This is a genomic window from Pseudomonas sp. GL_117, from assembly GCF_057835125.1.
On record NZ_CM174418.1, the window covers coordinates 2,975,309 to 2,992,477 of the forward strand.

14 protein-coding genes are annotated in these 17,169 nt (G+C 62.7%); 9 read left to right on the forward strand and 5 right to left on the reverse strand.

The window, feature by feature from the left end; all coding sequences use genetic code 11:
• The first annotated feature begins 41 nt into the window (after positions 1 to 41).
• A complete protein-coding gene (locus AC3ISR_RS13280) occupies positions 42 to 974 on the forward strand; it encodes an alpha/beta fold hydrolase (protein ID WP_463984991.1) in 933 nt (310 codons plus the stop codon).
• Here AC3ISR_RS13280 and AC3ISR_RS13285 read toward each other — a convergent pair.
• Entirely contained in the window at positions 937 to 2,403 is a 1,467-nt protein-coding gene (locus AC3ISR_RS13285; protein ID WP_463984990.1) for a sensor histidine kinase, read from the reverse strand. The genes AC3ISR_RS13280 and AC3ISR_RS13285 overlap by 38 nt on opposite strands.
• The gene (locus AC3ISR_RS13290) at positions 2,400 to 3,110 is read right to left on the reverse strand and encodes a response regulator transcription factor (RefSeq protein WP_463984989.1); all 711 of its coding nucleotides are present in this window, start codon (positions 3,108 to 3,110) and stop codon (positions 2,400 to 2,402) included. Before AC3ISR_RS13290 ends, AC3ISR_RS13285 begins: the two co-directional genes overlap by 4 nt.
• A gap of 147 nt (positions 3,111 to 3,257) precedes the next feature.
• Between AC3ISR_RS13290 and AC3ISR_RS13295 the strand changes: the two genes are divergently transcribed.
• Complete coding sequence (locus AC3ISR_RS13295; protein WP_463984988.1) at positions 3,258 to 4,952, forward strand: cytochrome c biogenesis protein DipZ; 1,695 nt, start codon at positions 3,258 to 3,260, stop codon at positions 4,950 to 4,952.
• An 82-nt stretch (positions 4,953 to 5,034) separates the two neighbouring features.
• Positions 5,035 to 5,727: a peptide-methionine (S)-S-oxide reductase MsrA gene (gene msrA / locus AC3ISR_RS13300; RefSeq protein ID WP_463984987.1), complete on the forward strand. Its 693-nt coding sequence runs from the start codon at positions 5,035 to 5,037 to the stop codon at positions 5,725 to 5,727.
• Between the two features lie 32 nt (positions 5,728 to 5,759).
• On the opposite strand, the gene AC3ISR_RS13305 is transcribed toward msrA, so the two are convergent.
• Together AC3ISR_RS13305 and AC3ISR_RS13310 are read right to left on the reverse strand one after the other, a co-directional pair.
• The gene (locus AC3ISR_RS13305) at positions 5,760 to 6,710 is read right to left on the reverse strand and encodes an alpha-E domain-containing protein (RefSeq protein ID WP_226457597.1); all 951 of its coding nucleotides are present in this window, start codon (positions 6,708 to 6,710) and stop codon (positions 5,760 to 5,762) included.
• Positions 6,711 to 6,712: 2 nt separating this feature from the next.
• Positions 6,713 to 8,122, reverse strand: a complete 1,410-nt coding sequence (locus AC3ISR_RS13310; RefSeq protein ID WP_192300116.1) for a circularly permuted type 2 ATP-grasp protein — start codon at positions 8,120 to 8,122, stop codon at positions 6,713 to 6,715.
• Positions 8,123 to 8,607: 485 nt separating this feature from the next.
• Between AC3ISR_RS13310 and AC3ISR_RS13315 the strand changes: the two genes are divergently transcribed.
• From AC3ISR_RS13315 to xylB, 6 genes are all read left to right on the forward strand, one after another.
• Positions 8,608 to 9,153 (forward strand): hypothetical protein, encoded by a 546-nt coding sequence (locus AC3ISR_RS13315; protein ID WP_192300115.1) that lies wholly within the window; start codon positions 8,608 to 8,610, stop codon positions 9,151 to 9,153.
• 392 nt (positions 9,154 to 9,545) lie between these two features.
• Positions 9,546 to 11,078, forward strand: coding sequence for a sugar ABC transporter ATP-binding protein (locus AC3ISR_RS13320; protein WP_192300114.1), 1,533 nt, complete (start codon positions 9,546 to 9,548; stop codon positions 11,076 to 11,078).
• Complete coding sequence (locus AC3ISR_RS13325; RefSeq protein ID WP_463984986.1) at positions 11,071 to 12,051, forward strand: ABC transporter permease subunit; 981 nt, start codon at positions 11,071 to 11,073, stop codon at positions 12,049 to 12,051. The genes AC3ISR_RS13320 and AC3ISR_RS13325 overlap by 8 nt, the downstream gene beginning before the upstream one ends.
• Positions 12,052 to 12,088: 37 nt before the next feature.
• Positions 12,089 to 13,021 (forward strand): ABC transporter substrate-binding protein, encoded by a 933-nt coding sequence (locus tag AC3ISR_RS13330; protein WP_489324789.1) that lies wholly within the window; start codon positions 12,089 to 12,091, stop codon positions 13,019 to 13,021.
• Between the two features lie 21 nt (positions 13,022 to 13,042).
• Positions 13,043 to 14,035: a LacI family DNA-binding transcriptional regulator gene (locus AC3ISR_RS13335; RefSeq protein WP_305392711.1), complete on the forward strand. Its 993-nt coding sequence runs from the start codon at positions 13,043 to 13,045 to the stop codon at positions 14,033 to 14,035.
• Positions 14,036 to 14,051: 16 nt separating this feature from the next.
• Positions 14,052 to 15,515 carry a xylulokinase gene (xylB, locus tag AC3ISR_RS13340; protein ID WP_463984985.1) on the forward strand — a complete coding sequence of 488 codons (1,464 nt, stop codon included), beginning with the start codon at positions 14,052 to 14,054 and terminating at the stop codon, positions 15,513 to 15,515.
• 163 nt (positions 15,516 to 15,678) lie between these two features.
• Here xylB and AC3ISR_RS13345 read toward each other — a convergent pair whose 3' ends face one another.
• Positions 15,679 to 16,821 (reverse strand): helix-turn-helix domain-containing protein, encoded by a 1,143-nt coding sequence (locus tag AC3ISR_RS13345; protein ID WP_489324404.1) that lies wholly within the window; start codon positions 16,819 to 16,821, stop codon positions 15,679 to 15,681.
• Positions 16,822 to 17,169 lie beyond the last annotated feature (348 nt).

Below are 17,169 nucleotides of genomic sequence, written 5' to 3' on the forward strand. Positions count from 1 at the left end.
AATCCCCCAGGCTAGGCCAAACCTTCAGCCAGGCCCTGCCCATGCGCCAGCAAATCCTCTGCGTCAACGCTATTGAGTTAAGCGTGCACATCAGCGGTCCCGAACACGGCCAGCCGATCTGGCTGCTGCACGGTTTCCCGGAATGCTGGCATTCCTGGCGCGCGCAGATCCCGGCGCTGGCGGCGGCGGGTTATCGGGTGTTTGCGCCTGAGATGCGCGGCTACGGCCAATCCGGCGCGCCCGCCGAGGTGGCCGACTACGACCTGCTGACCCTGTGCGCCGACATCCAGCAGGCCATGGATCATTTCGGCCACACCGAGGTGGTGATGGTCGGCCACGACTGGGGCGCGGTGGTGGCCTGGCACCTGGCGTTGCTGGAGCCCGAACGCGTCACGCGGCTGATCACGCTGTCGGTGCCGTTCGCCGGGCGAGCGCGCCGGCCGGTGATTGACATCATGGCTGAGCTGTATGCCGAGCGTTTCAATTACATCCTGTATTTCCAGGAACCCGGCGTGGCCGAGCAGGAACTGAACGCCGACATCGAACGCACGCTGCGCCTGTTCATGCAGGACCAGGACGTGTTCCTGCAACACAAACCGGCCACTGCGCGCTTGCTTGAAGGCGTCGGTATGCCTGGCGCCTTGCCGTCATGGTGTTCCCGCGAGGATCTTGACGTGTACGTGCAAACCTTCGCCGAACACGGCTTTCGCGGCCCGCTGAACTGGTATCGCAACTTCACGCGCAACTGGCAGCGCACCGAATGCCTCGCCGGCCGCCAGGTGCTCCAGCCCACACTGTTCCTGATCGGCGACCGCGACCCGGTCGGTGTGTTTGAAGCGCACACCCTCAAGCGCATGCCCGATTGTGTGCCGGACCTTGAGCAGCACGTGCTGCCCAACTGCGGCCACTGGATCCAGAACGAGCAGAGCCAACAGGTCAACGAACTGATGCTCGCCTTTCTAGGGAAAAAGTAAACGTCGCCCCGCGGCCGGGCCGCTCCACCAGGCGAATGCTGCGCCCGTGCAATTGCAGGATGCGGTGCACGATGCGCAAGCCCAGGCCGCCATCGCGCCGTGCGCCGCCAATGGTGAAGGCGCGCAGGAACAAGCCTTCATGCAGCTCGGCATCGATGCCCGGGCCGCTGTCGCTGACGGTCACGCTGACGCTGTCGGCCTCGACAGCCAACAGCACTTCGACGTCGCCATTGACCGGGGTGTGCCGCAAGGCGTTGTCCAGCAGGTTGGTCAGTACGCGCTCGATCAAGCCGAGGTCGGCCATGACTGCCGGCACCTGCGCCGGCAGGCTGGCGCTGAGGCTGATACCGCGCGCTTCGGCGCTCAATTCGAACTTCTGGAAGACGTCCTGCACCAGGTCCGGCAGCGAAAAGCCTTCGAGCACCGGCTGGACAAAACCATGTTCCAGGCGCACCAGTTCCAGCAGCGATTGGGCCAGGCCGCCGACTTTGCGGCTCTGGTCCAGGGCAATCCCGAGGTAGCGCCGGCGTTCCTCGGCGCTCAAGGTCGCGTCCTTGAGGGACAGGGTTTCCAGGTAGCCGTGCAACGAAGCCAGGGGCGTGCGCAGGTCGTGGGAGATGTTCGCAACCATCTCCCGGCGTTCCTGTTCCTGGCGGGTGAGGGCGCGCCACTGTTCGCCGAGGCGGTTTTCCATCTGCATGAAGGCGTGGTCGAGCACGGCGATTTCATCGCCGCTGTCAGAGGTGGGCGCGATGTTTTCCGCTGGTTTGGGGGCACCATTGATGTCGAATCGGCCAACCTTGTCGGTGAGCTGGCGCAATGGCCGGGTGATCCAGGCAAACGCCAGCAGGCCCGCCAACAGACACAGCAGCGCGACCAGGCCGATGCACCACAGCGCAATCTTCAGCGCCATGCCGGTGGCGTCCTTGGCATCGAACACATCGTGGGCCTCGCCGAGCAGCACCACATACAGAAAGCCGGTTTGCGTGCCGTTGGCCTTGAGCGGCGCGGCGCTGAACACCTTGCGCCCGTCGACGCTGCGCGGGTCGTCGCCGAGGATTGGCAACATGGCGCCACTGAGGAAACGGCGGATTGGCGCGAGGTCGACCCGGTCGCGCAACAGGTGCCCGCTCGGCGCCGCATTGCCGACCACGCGCCCCTCGATGTCGAGTAAATACACCTCGACACTCGGGTTCACCAGCATCAGTTGGCCGAACAGGTTGCGCACCGCATCGGGCTTGAGGCCGTCGGCATCCATCAACTGCGTGTCACGGGCGATATGCGCCGCCAGGTCGCGGGACACGCCTTGCACCACTTCCAGCTCGTGCATGCGGTTGGAGCGCACCTGCAACCACGCCGAGGTGCTGCTGCAGATCAGCAGCAACACGGCAAACACCACCGACAGGCGCTGGGTCAGGGTCAGTTTCATGGGCCGTTCTCGGCGAACTTGTAGCCACGGCCCCACACCGTGAGGATGCGCGCCGGGTTGGCCGGGTCGGCCTCGACCTTGGCGCGCAGGCGGTTGATATGGGTGTTTACCGTGTGCTCGTAACCTTCATGGTTGTAGCCCCACACTGCGTTGAGCAGCTCCATGCGCGAGAACACCTTGCCCGGCTGGCGGGCAAAGAAATACAGCAGGTCAAATTCCCGGGGCGTGAGTTCCAGGGGCTGGCCGTGCAAGGTGGCCTCGCGACTCAGCGGGTTGATGAACAGTGGCCCAAGGTCGAGGCTGCCGGCATCCATTTTCAGGTTGCGCGCCATGGCGTCGACCCGGCGCAGCAGCGCCTTGACCCGGGCAACCAGCTCGGGCAGCGAGAACGGCTTGGCCAGGTAATCGTCGGCACCCAGCTCCAGGCCGAGGATGCGGTGCAGCTCGCTGGAGCGCGCGCTGGTGATGATGATCGGGGTGTAGCGCGTCATGGCGCGGGCGCGGCGGCAGATCTCCAGGCCGTCGACGCCGGGCAGCATCAGGTCGAGGATCAACGCATCCCAGCCGCCTTGTTCCAGCAGGCGCAGGCCTTCGTTGCCATCGGCACTGTGCACCACTTCGAACTGTTCATCGCGCAGGTGCAGGAGGATCAAGTCGGCGATATGGGCATCGTCCTCAACCACCAGGACACGTTTGGGCTGATCCATGTAAGCGAAACCTTGGCTTGTAGTCGGCGCATTGTGCGGCTTTTGCCACAGTGTAGTTATCACGAATTGTTTAACTCTGCGTGAGGATTGCGCGACCGGCCTGGGCGCAGGATGGGGCTACTTGTTCATTCTGTTAAGGGGCAATCAATGTGGCTTCTGGTTCTCGCATATCTGGGCGGCGTGCTGACAATCGTCAGCCCGTGCATCCTGCCGGTTCTGCCTTTTGTCTTCGCTCGCACCGGGCAGCCGTTTTTGCGCAGTGGCTTGCCGCTGTTGGCGGGGATGGCGGTGACGTTCGCCCTGGTGGCCTCGCTGGCGGCGGTGGGCGGCGGTTGGGTGGTGCAAGTCAATCAATACGGGCGCTGGCTCGCGTTGCTCTGCGTGGCGCTGTTTGGGCTCACGCTGTTGCTGCCACGGCTGTCGGAGCGCCTGACGCGCCCGCTGGTCGCCGCCGGCAGCCGTTTATCCGAGGCGGCCGGGGCCGATGCCAGGCCACGGCCGGGGGCGTCGTTCCTGATCGGCGTGGCCACCGGGCTGCTTTGGGCGCCGTGCGCCGGGCCGATCCTCGGGCTAGTGCTGACCGGCGCCGCCCTGCAAGGCGCCAGTATCGGTACTACCTTGCTGTTGCTGGCTTACGCTGCCGGTGCCGCCACGTCCCTGGCGTTGGCGCTGCTGGTCGGCGGTAAGGTGTTTGGCTTGATGAAAAAATCCCTCGGTGCCGGTCAATGGCTGCGCCGCGGCCTTGGCGCGTTGATGCTCGTCGGGGTGGCAGCCATTGCCCTGGGCCTGGATACCGGCGTGTTGGCGCGGTTGTCGACGGCCTCCACCGGCGGCCTGGAGCAACACCTGGTGGATCGCCTGAGCGCCAAACCCCAGGGCGGAGCGATGATGATGGCGGCCAACCACAGCGACACGCTGCCGATAGAGGGCGCGTTACCCTCCCTGGACGGCGCCGTGCAATGGCTCAACAGCCCGCCACTGAGCGCCGAGGCGCTCAAGGGCAAAGTGGTGCTGGTGGATTTCTGGACCTACTCCTGCATCAACTGCCTGCGCACCTTGCCCTACGTCAAAGCCTGGGCCGACAAGTACCGCGAGCAGGGCCTGGTGGTGATCGGTGTACATGCTCCGGAGTTCGCCTTTGAGCGCGACGTGAACAACGTCACCCAGGCGATGAAGGACCTGGGGATCAACTACCCGGTGGCGATCGACAACAACTACAAGATCTGGCGTGCGTTCAACAACCAGTACTGGCCGGCACATTACTTTGCCGACGCCAACGGCCAGATCCGTTACCACCACTTTGGCGAGGGCGACTACGCCGAATCGGAGCGGGTGATCCAGCAGTTGTTGCGCGAAGCCGGGGCAAAAAACGTCGCGGGCGGCTTGATCGACGTGGATGCCAAGGGCGTGCAACAGGCGCCGGACCTGAACACCGTGCAGTCGCCGGAAACCTACCTGGGCGCGCAGCGTGCCGAGCACTTCGTCAAGTCCGGCCCCCTGGCGTTGAACAACTGGACCCTGGACGGCCAATGGAACGTAGGCGGCCAGCAAGTCACCCTGGACCAGGCCGGTGGGCGCATCGTCTACCGCTTCCACGCCCGTGACTTGCATTTGGTGCTGGCCCCCGGCGCAGATGGCAAGCCTGTGCGCTTCAAGGTCACGATCGACGGCAAGGCCCCCGGTGACGCCCACGGCACGGATGTCGCCCCGGATGGCAGCGGCGTGGTGACCGAGCAGCGCCTGTACCAACTGGTGCGCCAGCCGGAGGCGGTGCAGGACCGCACCTTCAGCATTGAGTTTCTGGACCCGAACGTAGCGGCCTACGCCTTCACCTTCGGCTAACTGATTGATGAACTGATAACCCAATCAATGTGGGAGCGAGCAAGCCGGCTCCCACCGTTGACCGTATTCTGGAGTGAGTTTTATGAAAGTTCTCAGATGGCTACCTGCATTGGCCTTGGCTGGCTTTATCAGCCAGGCCCAGGCGTTCTCCTTTGGTTCTTCTGACGATGCAGTCGTCATCCCACCGCCCGCCCTGGACCTGCCGGCATCGGGTGATCTGCAAACGGCGGTCTTCGCCGGTGGTTGCTTCTGGGGCGTGCAAGGGGTTTTCCAGCATGTGCAGGGTGTAAAAAACGCGGTCTCCGGGTATGACGGCGGCGCGGCGGGCACGGCGCAGTACGAGTCTGTCAGCGCAGGCAACACTGGCCATGCCGAGGCGGTCTCCGTCACGTTTGACCCGAGCAAGATCAGCTACGGCAAGCTGCTGCAGATCTATTTTTCAGTGGCCCACAACCCCACCGAACTCAACCGCCAGGGCCCGGATACAGGCACGCAGTACCGCTCGGCGATCTTTGCGCTGGATGCCGAGCAGCAGAACGTCGCCCAGGCGTATATCACGCAGCTGGATGCGGCGAAGGCGTTTGATAAGCCCATCGTGACCACAATCGAGAGGGGCAAGACGTTCTACCCGGCGGAGGCCTATCACCAGGACTTTCTCAGCGAGAACCCGTCTTACCCGTACATCGTGATCAATGATCTGCCGAAGGTGGCGCAGTTGAAAAAGCTGTTTCCCGAGCAGTACCGCGCTGAGCCGGTGCTGGTAAAAACCCAATAGCCCGCTCCCACATCGTTGTTCCTCAGTGTGGTTTAGACCACTTCCAGGTAAGACGCGTGTATGGCCCGGGCCAGTTCGCGCACGGTGTCGATAAAGTCCGTCAGGCGGCTGTGCAGGCCATCCTCAAGAATTTCATCAATCCCGGTATAGCGCAGCCGCGCCTCGAACTCCGCCGCCAGACGCTGGGCCGTACGCCCATAACTGCCAGGCAAGTCCGCAAGGATATGACTCAACTCCTCGATACACGCATGCAGCGACCTCGGCACGTCACTGCGCAACAGCAGCAGCTCCGACACCGAGCGCGCATTCAGCGCATTCGGGTACAGCTCGGTGTACGCCTCGAACGACGACAACGCCCGGAGCAGGGCGCTCCACTGGTAGTAGCCGCGTGCGGACAGGTCGCTGACTTCCTCCGACTCTTCGCCAAACATCTCGTAGCGCGCATCCAGTAGGCGCAAGGTGTTGTCGGCACGTTCGACAAAGGTGCCCAGGCGGATAAACCGGTAGGCATCGTTGCGCATGATGGTCCCCGACGTCGCGCCACGGAACAGGTGTGAACGCTGCTTGACCCAATCACAGAAGTGGCTGATGCCGTGGCGCGCCAGGCCGCCGGCGGCGATGCTGCGCATTTCCAGCCAGGTCGCGTTGAGGTTTTCCCACATGTCGGCGGTGATGCGCCCGCGCACTGCATGGGCGTTGCCCCGGGCGGCGCGCAGGCAGTTGTAGATGCTGGCGGGGTTTTCTTCGTCGAGGGCGAAGAAGTGCAGCATGCGCTCGGCGTCCAGTTGCTTGTGGCGCTCAAGGTAGCTGTCCAGGGTGCCGCTGCTGAGCAACGACATGGCCAGTTCGTCCAGACCGTCGCTGCGTCCGGCCTGGGGCATCAACGACAACGAGTAACTGACTTCCAGCATGCGCGCCAGGTTCTCGGCACGCTCCAGGTAACGGGACATCCAATACAGATCTGCGGCGGTTCTACTCAACATACTCAGCCCTCCACCACCCAGGTGTCCTTGGTTCCGCCGCCTTGCGACGAGTTGACGATCAACGAACCTTCACGCAGTGCCACACGCGTGAGGCCGCCGGGCACCAGGCGGGTTTCCTTACCCGACAGCACGAACGGGCGCAGATCGATGTGCCTGGGCGCGATGCCGTTTTCGACAAAGGTCGGGCAGGTGGACAGGCTCAGTGTGGGTTGGGCGATGTAGGCGTGGGGGCGCGCCTTGATGCGTTGACGGAAGTCCTCGATCTCGGCCGCGCTGGAGGCCGGGCCGACCAGCATGCCGTAGCCGCCGGAGCCCTGGGTTTCCTTGACCACCAGTTCCGGCAGGTGCGCCAGCACATGGGACAACTCGTCGGGTTTGCGGCATTGGAAGGTCGGCACGTTTTGCAGCACCGGCTCTTCGTCGAGGTAGAAGCGGATCATCTCCGGCACGTAGGGGTAGATCGACTTGTCATCGGCCACGCCGGTGCCGATGGCGTTGGCCAGCACCACGTTGCCGGCGCAGTAGGCGGCGACCAGGCCGGGCACGCCGAGCATCGACTCGGGGTTGAAGGCCTGCGGGTCGAGGAACGCGTCGTCGATGCGGCGGTAGATCACATCCACGGCTTTGGGGCCGTCGGTGGTGCGCATGAACACCTTGAGGTCGTGCACGAACAGGTCGGCGCCCTCCACCAGTTCCACGCCCATTTCCCGGGCAAGGAACGCGTGCTCGAAAAACGCGCTGTTGAAGCGCCCGGGGGTGAGTACCACGACGTTGGGGTTGTCCAGGCGGCTTGAGCTTTTGAGGGTCTTGAGCAGCAGGTTGGGGTAGTGGTCCACCGGCGCGATGCGTTGCTTGGCGAACACCTCGGGGAACAGGCGCATCATCATCTTGCGGTCTTCGAGCATGTAGCTCACGCCGCTGGGGGTACGCAGGTTGTCTTCGAGCACGTAGTAGGTACCGTCGCCATCGCGCACCAGGTCGACGCCGGAGATGTGCGAGTAGATGTCGCGGTGCAGGTCGAGGCCGACCATGGCCTGCTGGTAACCCTCGTTGCCCAGCACCTGGTCGGCGGGAATGATCCCGGCCTTGATGATGCGCCGGTCGTGGTAGATGTCGGCGAGGAACATGTTCAGTGCCGTGACGCGCTGGATGCAGCCACGTTCGATCACGCGCCACTCACTGGCGGGGATGCTGCGCGGGATGATGTCGAAGGGGATCAGGCGCTCGGTGTCTTGCTCGTCGCCATACAAGGTGAAGGTGATGCCGGCGCGGTGGAACAGCAAGTCGGCTTCGCGGCGACGCTGGGCCAGCAGTTCCGGTGGCGTATTGGCCAACCAGCGGGAGAATTCCTGATAGTGCGCGCGGCAGGCGCCGTTTGCGTCATTCATTTCATCGAAGAAAGATCGAGCCATTCCAGTACCTTGTCAGTGCCGAGTGGGGCTTGGGGGGCACTGCCGTTTAAAAAAACGCATGTTTTTATGAGCCCATGGCTGAAGGTGCCAATGGGCCTGGTCCTTACTTTCTTATGGGGTCGGCTCTGGGTCGGGTTGTAACGAAAGCTCCTGTGTGCGGGCAGTGTTCAATGGCTAAAGCAATGCCTGTGCCGGAACCTCCAAATCCCTAATCTGCGAACCCGCGCAACCCGTAGTGAGCGGGCTTGCCCCGCGCTGGGGGGCGCAGCCGCCCCAACTAGACCGCCGCGGTATTTCAGGAAGACCGCGGTGTCTGGGTTTGGGGCGGCTTCGCCCCCCAGCGCGGGGCAAGCCCGCTCACTACAACGGCGACAGCTCGCACAAGGGGAGGGTGCGCTTTGCGCTGATTTGGTGCGCGAACAAACTTGAACTTCATCCAGTGCCCCTTCTTCTAACAGGACTCGACCTCCCCACGGAGCACCGCCGTGCCCAGAATCATCTCGCCGCATTCCCCGGAAACGGCCCTGACCGACCACAGCGAACACAACGCCAAGATCTTCGGCTCGCCCAAGGATCGCCTGGACTTCTACCGCCGTGAGATCCAGTACGAAACCACGATCCTGGCCAACCGCACAGACGCCTACCTCACGGCGCAATCCTTCCTGGTCATCGCCTTCGTCTCCGGCATGGGCAACCTCAACCCCGAGTGGGGCAAGCTGTTCACCCTGGTGGTGCCGGCGTTCCTGGTCTTGCTCGGCATTCTCAGCTCGCTGAACGCCTGGCCGGGGATTCGCGCGGCGTATGAAATCATCGACCACTGGCACTACAAGCAAAGCGAGCTGTTGCGCAGTGAACCGGTGATGGGCCTTGCGTACGACGATTCACCGCTGTTCTGCGAGACCGAGTCGTCCCACAAGGGCTACCGCAAGTCGCTGCTATTCTCAATGCGTGCGCCGTGGCTGTTTATGGTGTTCTGGTTGTTGCTGGGCGCCTATGCGTTTTATATCCAGGTGGACAACCCGGGTTCATAGAGGTGTGGATCATGTCGGATGAACGTGAGCAGGAACCGGAAGAGGAACTCAACGACCCCGGCAACGAAGACCCCGGTTCGCTGATGGATGATGCGCAGGTGCCGCTCATCGAAGAGCAGGAGCCTTAGCGCACCGCTCCAACAGCCATGGCTGCCCCGCACCCTGCAAGCTGATCGCACCCAACCTCCTTTCCCAAGGCCAATGGCGGCGCTGTGGCTGCCACTGCGCGCGATGGACTGTGCGTGCGTACTAACCGGAATTTTGCACAAAAGTCGTTGGTGAAACGTTTCTTCAAGCACAAAAACAGCTAAGCAAGCGCTTGCGCAAGCAAAAGCTTCTGTTTTAGAGTCGGCCCGCTCGACCACAAAAATAATAAAACCAGGAGCTCAGCCATGAGCCTTGAACCCTTGCTTGAGATGCAGGGCATCAGCAAAACCTTCAACGGTTTGCGTGTGCTCAAGAATGTCGGCCTGAAGGTCTACCCCGGCGAAATCCACGCCTTGATGGGGGAGAACGGCGCCGGCAAATCCACCTTGATGAAAATCCTCTCCGGCGCCTACCAGGCCGATCCCGGCGGTGAAATCCGCATTGCCGGCCAACCTGTCGCCAGCTTCGACCCTGCCACCGCCAAAACCCTCGGCATTGCCGTGATCTATCAGGAACTGAGCCTGTGCCCCAACCTCAGCGTGGCCGAGAACATCTACCTGGGGCGTGAACTGCGGCGCGGCTGGACCATCGACCGCAAGGGCATGCAGGACGGTTGCCGCGAGGTGCTGCAGCGCCTGGGCGCCGAGTTCACGGCGGCGACGCGGGTCAGCAGCCTGTCGATTGCCGAGCGCCAACTGGTGGAAATCGCCCGCGCCCTGCATGCCCACGCCAAGATCCTGGTGATGGACGAACCGACCACGCCGCTGTCCTCCCGCGAGACCGACCGCTTGTTTGCGTTGATCAAGCAACTGCGCAGCCAGGGCCTGGCGATCATCTATATCAGCCACCGCATGGCCGAGATCTATGAGTTGTCGGACCGGGTCTCGGTGCTGCGCGATGGCCAATACATCGGCGAACTGACCCGCGACGCGCTGTCGGCCGAGGTGCTGGTGAAAATGATGGTGGGTCGTGACCTGTCCGGCTTCTACAAGAAGGAGCACGCTGCCTATAACCCCGGAGACGTGGTGATGCGCGTGCGCGACATGGCCGACGGCAAGCGCGTGCGGAATTGCAGCTTCGACCTGCATGCCGGTGAAGTACTGGGCATCGCCGGGTTGGTGGGGGCAGGGCGCACCGAGCTGGCGCGGCTGATCTTCGGTGCCGACCCACGCACCCACGGCACCCTTGAAGTGGTCGGCAAGACCGTCACTCAACTGCGCACCCCGGCGGACGCGATCCGCGCCGGCGTGGTGTACCTCACCGAGGACCGCAAGGCCCAGGGCCTGTTCCTCGACATGAGCGTGGCCGACAACATCAACGTCTGCGCCTGCGTGCCGGACGCCCACGCCGGTGGTGTGCTGGATCGCGGCCACGGCGCACAGCGTGCCAGTGAAGCGATCAAGGCGCTGTCGATCCGGGTGGCGTCGGGCAAGGTCAATGTCGGCGCGTTGTCCGGCGGCAACCAGCAAAAAGTGCTGTTGGCGCGGTTGCTGGAGGTCAAGCCGCATGTGCTGATCCTCGACGAGCCGACGCGGGGCGTGGACATCGGCTCCAAATCCGAGATCTACCGCATCATCAATCAACTGGCGCAGGCCGGCGTGGGCATCGTGGTGATCTCCAGCGAACTGCCGGAGATCATCGGCACTTGCGACCGTGTGCTGATCATGCGCGAAGGCCAGTTGGTCGCCGAGGTCGGCGGCGCATCCGGTCAGGTTATTTCCCAGGAACGCATTATTGACCTCGCCACGGGTGGCGATCAGGTGGTGGCCAATGGCTGAATTGCAGATGACGACAACAATGGGCAAGGCAGAACGTGCACGTGAGTTGATGCGCACGGTGGGCATGTTGCCGGTGCTGGTGCTGTTGCTGGTGGGCTTTGCCCTGGCCAGCGAAAACTTCCTGACTATGCAGAACCTGTCGATCATCACCCAGCAGGCCTCGGTCAATGTGGTGCTGGCGGCGGGCATGACCTTTGTGATCCTCACGGCGGGCATCGACCTGTCGGTGGGCGCGATCCTGGCGGCGTCGGCGGTAGTGGCGTTGCAGGCGTCGATGTCGCCGCAGTTCGGCATGTTCGGGATCGCGGCGGGCATCGGTTTTGGCCTGTTGCTGGGCTTGGTCAACGGCGGCTTGATCGCGTTCATGCGCCTGCCGCCGTTTATCGTCACCCTCGGTGCGCTGACTGCCATGCGCGGTTTGGCGCGCTTGCTGGCAGACGACAAGACCGTGTTCAACCCGGACCTGCCGTTTGCGTTTATCGGCAACGACTCGATCCTCGGCGTGCCGTGGCTGGTGGTGATTGCCGTGGCGGTGGTGGGGTTGTCGTGGTTCATCCTGCTCCGCACCGTGATGGGCGTGCAGATCTATTCGGTGGGCGGCAATCCGGAAGCGGCGCGGCTGTCGGGGATCAAGGTGTGGAAGGTGTTGCTGTTCGTCTACGCCATGTCCGGCGCATTGGCCGGGCTGGGGGCGGTGATGAGTGCTTCGCGGCTGTTCGCGGCCAACGGCCTGCAACTGGGCCAATCCTATGAGCTGGATGCGATTGCCGCAGTGATCCTCGGCGGCACCAGTTTTACCGGCGGCGTCGGCACCATCGGCGGCACGCTGATCGGGGCCCTGATCATTGCGGTGCTCACCAACGGCCTGGTGCTGCTGGGGGTGTCGGACATCTGGCAATACATCATCAAGGGCATCGTGATCATTGGCGCGGTGGCGCTGGATCGTTATCGCCAATCCGGTGCACGCACCTGATTTCACTCGTACAACAACAATCACAAGAGAGACCCGTATGAACTTCAAACGCGTATTTCCCGTTATTGCCCTGGCGGCCCTGATGTCCCAAGCCGTCGAGGCGCGTGAGTTGAAAGCCCTTGGCATCAGCATGGGCTCGCTCGGCAACCCGTACTTCGTGACCCTGGCCGATGGCGCCACGGCGCGGGCCAAGGCGCTGAACCCCAACGTCAAGGTCACCTCGGTGTCAGCCGACTATGACTTGAGCAAGCAGTTTTCGCAGATCGATAACTTCATTTCGTCCAAGGTCGACCTGATCCTGATCAACGCCGTCGACCCGTCGGCCATGGCCTCGGCGATCAAAAAAGCCCGTGACGCCGGGATTGTCGTGGTCGCCGTGGATGTGGATGCCAAAGGGGTCAACGCCACGGTGCAGACCGACAATGTCGAAGCCGGCAAGCTGGCCTGCCAGTACCTGGTGGACAAGCTGGGCGGCAAGGGCAATGTGATCATCCAGAACGGCCCGCAGGTCACGGCCGTGACCGACCGCGTCAAAGGCTGCAAGGCGGCGCTGGCCGGTGCGCCGCAGATCAAGGTGCTGTCCGATGACCAGGACGGCAAAGGCTCGCGTGAAGGCGGCCTGAATGTGATGCAGGGCTACCTCACACGCTTCCCGAAAATCGACGGTTTGTTCGCGATCAACGACCCGCAAGCCATCGGCAGCGACCTGGCCGCCAAGCAACTCAAGCGCAGCGGCATCGTCATCACCTCGGTGGACGGTGCGCCGGACATTGAGAACGCGCTGAAGACCGACACGCTGATCCAGGCCTCGGCCAGCCAGGACCCCTGGGCCATGGCGCAGACGGCGGTGGATGTGGGCAACGACATTCTGAATGACAAAGCCCCTGGCGAAGCGGTTACCCTGCTCACGCCAAAACTGATCACCCGCGACAACGTCGGTACGTACAGCGGTTGGTCGAGCAAACATTGATCGATTAAGGGGAACAGCAACGTGGTGACCATGGATGACGTGGCCAGCCGGGCAGGGGTGTCGACGTCAACCGTGTCCCACGTGTTGAACGGCACCCGCAAGGTCAGCCCGGCCTCTGTGCAGGCGGTGCAGCAGGCGATCCAGGCGTTGGGGTACATTCCCAACACCCTGGCGCGCTCGCTGGCGCGGTCGAGCACCAGCACGATTGGCGTGGCGATCTCGGCGCTGTCCAACCACTACTTCAGCGAAACCGTGCATGCCATTGAAAGCGAGTGCGCCAAGCACGGCTACATGATGCTGTTTGTCGACACCCACGACGACCCGGAGCAGGAGCTGCGGGTGGTCACGGCGCTGCATCACCGGCGTGTCGACGGGGTGATCCTTGCGCCGTCGAACGACTCGAAGGCGCTGGAGTACCTGCGCACCAACCAGATCCCGGCAGTACTGGTGGACCGCATGATGAGCGCGCAATTCGATCAGGTCGGGGTGGAGAATACCCAGGCCACCCAGGCCCTGATCACCCATTTGATTGGCCACGGGCACCGCCGCATCGGTTTTATCGCCGGGCGTACGGGGTTCAGCACCACGGACGAGCGGGTTGCCGGCTATAAGGCTGCTTTGCAGGCGGCGGGGTTGGCGTTTGATCCGCAGTTGCTGGTCAACGGCGGCTCCAACACCGAGCCGGCACGCCAGGCCACGGTGCAGTTGCTCGGGCTGGATGCACCGCCTACGGCAATCATGGCCGGAAACAACCTGATGACCCTTGGCGCGATGCACGCCCTGCGTGACGCGCAGCTAGAGGTGCCAGGACAGATGGCCTTGGTGGGGTTTGATGATTTTGACTGGGCCGATTTTTTCGTGCCGCGCCTGACGTTGATTGCCCAGCCGGTCAACGACCTGGGCGCGCGTGCGGTGCACCTGCTGCTGCAGCGCATGGCGACACCCGAGGCAACGCCGCACAGCGTGCGCCTGGCGCCGAGCCTGCAACTGCGCAATTCATGTGGCTGTATCTGATTGGAATGACACGCGTATGAGCAGTCCTGTTTCCCTCGGCATAGACCTCGGCACTTCAGAACTCAAGGCGATCCTGATGGACCTTGACGGCACGGTATTGGCCCACGCCGGCGTGCGATTGAGTGTGTCGCGGCGCCACAGTGGCTGGTCCGAGCAGGCGCCGCAGGACTGGTGGCAGGCGTGTGTGCAGGCGTTGGCGCGACTGCGGGCGCACCCGGCCTTTGCCCGGGTGGCGTGTATCGGCTTGTCCGGGCAGATGCATGGTGCGGTGCTGTTGGGGCGGGACGACCAGGTGTTGTATCCGGCGATCCTGTGGGACGACTCCCGTGCCATCGCTGAGGCTCAAGAGCTGGGCGCGGGCTTTGCAGACGTCACCGGCAGCCTGCCGATGGCCGGGTTGACCGCGCCTAAGCTGCTGTGGCTGCAACGCCACGAGCCTGAGGTGTTCCAGGCAATTGACTGTGTGTTGTCGCCCAAGGATTACCTGCGTTTGCGCTTGAGTGGCGAGCGCGTCAGCGAGATGTCGGATGCCGCCGGTACGCTGTGGCTGGATGTGGCGAACCGTGAATGGTACGGCCCGATGGTTCGCGCCAGCGGCCTGGCGCTGCGGCAGTTGCCGAGGCTGGTGGAAGGCGGCGCGGCCAGCGCCGTGCTGACCGCGACCGGCCTGGGCTTGCCTGCTGGGGTGGTGATCGCCGGTGGCGGGGGCGACAACCCGGTGGCCGCCGTAGGCATCGGCGCGATCAATGCGGGGGACGGGTTCATCACCCTGGGCACCAGCGCTGCGATTGTGGCAATCACCGATCACGCCGCCGGCAATCCGGCCAGCGCCGTGCACAGCTTCTGTCATGCGCTGCCCGGGCGCTGGTACACCATGGGCGCGATGCTGGCGGGTGCCAGTTGCCTGCGCTGGGTCACGCGGCTGACCGGCACGCGGGATGAGCAGGCGCTGCTGGAGCAGGTGCAGGCGCAACTGCCGATCGCACAGGCGGTGCCACTGTCGGCGCCGCTGTTTCTGCCTTACCTGGCTGGAGAACGCACGCCGCATAACGACCCGTTGCTGCGCGGTGGATTCATGAACCTGGGCCACGACTGCACCCCGGCGCTGCTCGGGTATGCGGTGATGGAGGGGGTGGGCTTTGGTTTGCTCGATGCGTTGCACGCGGTGCAATCGGCGGGGGCCCGCGTCGGCGCGTGTGCCTTGGTCGGCGGCGGGGCGCGCAGTGAGTACTGGGCGCAGTTGTTGGCCAACATCCTGCAGCGGGAGATCTTCACGTTGCACGGCAGTGAGTTGAGCGCGTGCGTGGGGGCGGCGAAGCTGGGGCTCATGGCGATCGGGCAGGGCGCCGAGTTGCTGCAGGCGGGGATGCCGGTCAAGGCGCGTTACCAGCCGGATGTCGGGCAACAGCCGCTGCTGGAGGCGCGCTATCGCAAGTTCAAAGGTTTATTGGCGGCGGCCAAGACACTGCACGGCCTGTAGTGAGCGGGCTTGCCCCGCGCCGGGGGCAAAGCCGCCCCAACGGTACGCTGCGGTGGGTCAGGAAGACCGAGGTGTCTGAATTTGGGGCGGCTTCGCCACCCGGCGCGGGTGTAGAACCGTAGACATCCTTTACATCTGAAACCGGGGACATCGTTTACACATTTTAGGCTTGGACGCGGCTCATGCCTCGTCCAAGCCTCCCTAGGGGATAGTCACACAGGTACAGATCCCAAACATCATCTTCAACTTCTTTGAGCGCAATCCGCTCTCCTGATAGCGCTTCGCTTACAAACAACAACTTTCCTTTCCACATGATTGAGCCGTTCTGTCTGACGCTTCGTACTTTCATTTCCGCGGCATACTCCACATCCGGCAGACATCCTGGATAAGGTCGAGTAGACGGCACATATACCTCACCCGGGCGCTTCATGCCCAGCGCCTCGTGAGGTCGTATGTAATTGAATTCATGTCGAAAATGCTCCAGCAAGAGCTGCTGCTCAACCAGGTTTTTCCCCAGTGGCAACTCAAACTTCAAACTACGATGCATCCGTTCGTGCCGGCCGTTCTGGGCAGGTCTTCCCGGCATGGTTCGCTCCGGGTAAATACCCAGGCGGATCCACCAAACTGCCAGTGTGGACATTCTTGCCAGGCCTGGAGAAGCAAAAGGAACGCCGTTGTCAGAGCGAATGACTTCCGGCATCCCGTACTCTTGAAAAAGCCTCTCGAATGCCTGTTTGACGGGCAAGGTCTTGATCTTGGGGTGAGCCCTGCAGGCCAAAATCAAGCGAGAGGCATGGTCCGTAACGGTCAGGGGATAGCACATCTGGGCGTTGAGCATCTTGAACTGCCCCTTGTAATCAACGCACCACGTCTTGTTGGGCTCGTTGGCTTCGCGCATTTCCCTGTGAGCAGTGCTGTGCCGTCGCTTGAAGCGCCGTTTACTGACAAGCCCAAGCCGGTCAAGCCATTGGCCTGCCGTGCTGGGCGATGGCCAGGCGACTGACGGATCCTCGATTCGTAATAGCCTGACAAGCTTCTTCGGCCCCCATTTATCGTGGGTTTCTTTCATCGCCACTATGCGAGCCAAGATCTCATCGTCAGTCTTGTTTGGGCTGGTATGAGGTCGTCGAGACAGCTCTGCCAACGACTTCAAATCGCCGTCAACGTGACGAGAGATCCATTTATCTACAGTTGGTCGACTGACGCCGAAGCGCCGAGCTAGCTGGCTTTTGCTGAAGTCACCAGAAAGCCAGTCGATGACCAGTTTGATTCGTTGATCCATGGGAGACTCTTGGTTCCAGGGCATGATCAGTTACCTCCTGATCATGCGTATTAACCTGTAAACCATGTCCCCGGTTAGATATGTAAACGATGTCCCCGGTTTGTACCGGGGCAAGCCCGCTCATACATGGACGCCCCCAGTATGCCAAGCTCTCAAATCGTGAAAACGCAGACGGGATAAGGTTGCAGCCATACATCCGGACTTTAAGTGAGGCTGTACCTCTGTCCCTGATGGAATTCGCTGATCGGGTTCTTATCACTACAACGCGCTCGAAGCGCTGTGAGCGGAGCAGAATTACCCGATCCCGGTCCTACCTGTCTTGCCATCACGTTATGATCGCCTGAGCAACCTTGGAAGTATTCCTTTCCAATG

Bases quoted from the DNA above. Each gene is read 5' to 3' on its own strand.
- AC3ISR_RS13280 (WP_463984991.1), top strand. From the start codon at position 42: ATGCGCCAGCAAATCCTCTGCGTCAACGCTATTGAGTTAAGCGTGCAC.
- AC3ISR_RS13285 (WP_463984990.1), bottom strand. From the start codon at position 2,403: ATGAAACTGACCCTGACCCAGCGCCTGTCGGTGGTGTTTGCCGTGTTG.
- AC3ISR_RS13290 (WP_463984989.1), bottom strand. From the start codon at position 3,110: ATGGATCAGCCCAAACGTGTCCTGGTGGTTGAGGACGATGCCCATATC.
- AC3ISR_RS13295 (WP_463984988.1), top strand. From the start codon at position 3,258: ATGTGGCTTCTGGTTCTCGCATATCTGGGCGGCGTGCTGACAATCGTC.
- msrA (WP_463984987.1), top strand. From the start codon at position 5,035: ATGAAAGTTCTCAGATGGCTACCTGCATTGGCCTTGGCTGGCTTTATC.
- AC3ISR_RS13305 (WP_226457597.1), bottom strand. From the start codon at position 6,710: ATGTTGAGTAGAACCGCCGCAGATCTGTATTGGATGTCCCGTTACCTG.
- AC3ISR_RS13310 (WP_192300116.1), bottom strand. From the start codon at position 8,122: ATGGCTCGATCTTTCTTCGATGAAATGAATGACGCAAACGGCGCCTGC.
- AC3ISR_RS13320 (WP_192300114.1), top strand. From the start codon at position 9,546: ATGAGCCTTGAACCCTTGCTTGAGATGCAGGGCATCAGCAAAACCTTC.
- AC3ISR_RS13325 (WP_463984986.1), top strand. From the start codon at position 11,071: ATGGCTGAATTGCAGATGACGACAACAATGGGCAAGGCAGAACGTGCA.
- AC3ISR_RS13330 (WP_489324789.1), top strand. From the start codon at position 12,089: ATGAACTTCAAACGCGTATTTCCCGTTATTGCCCTGGCGGCCCTGATG.
- xylB (WP_463984985.1), top strand. From the start codon at position 14,052: ATGAGCAGTCCTGTTTCCCTCGGCATAGACCTCGGCACTTCAGAACTC.
- AC3ISR_RS13345 (WP_489324404.1), bottom strand. From the start codon at position 16,821: ATGCCCTGGAACCAAGAGTCTCCCATGGATCAACGAATCAAACTGGTC.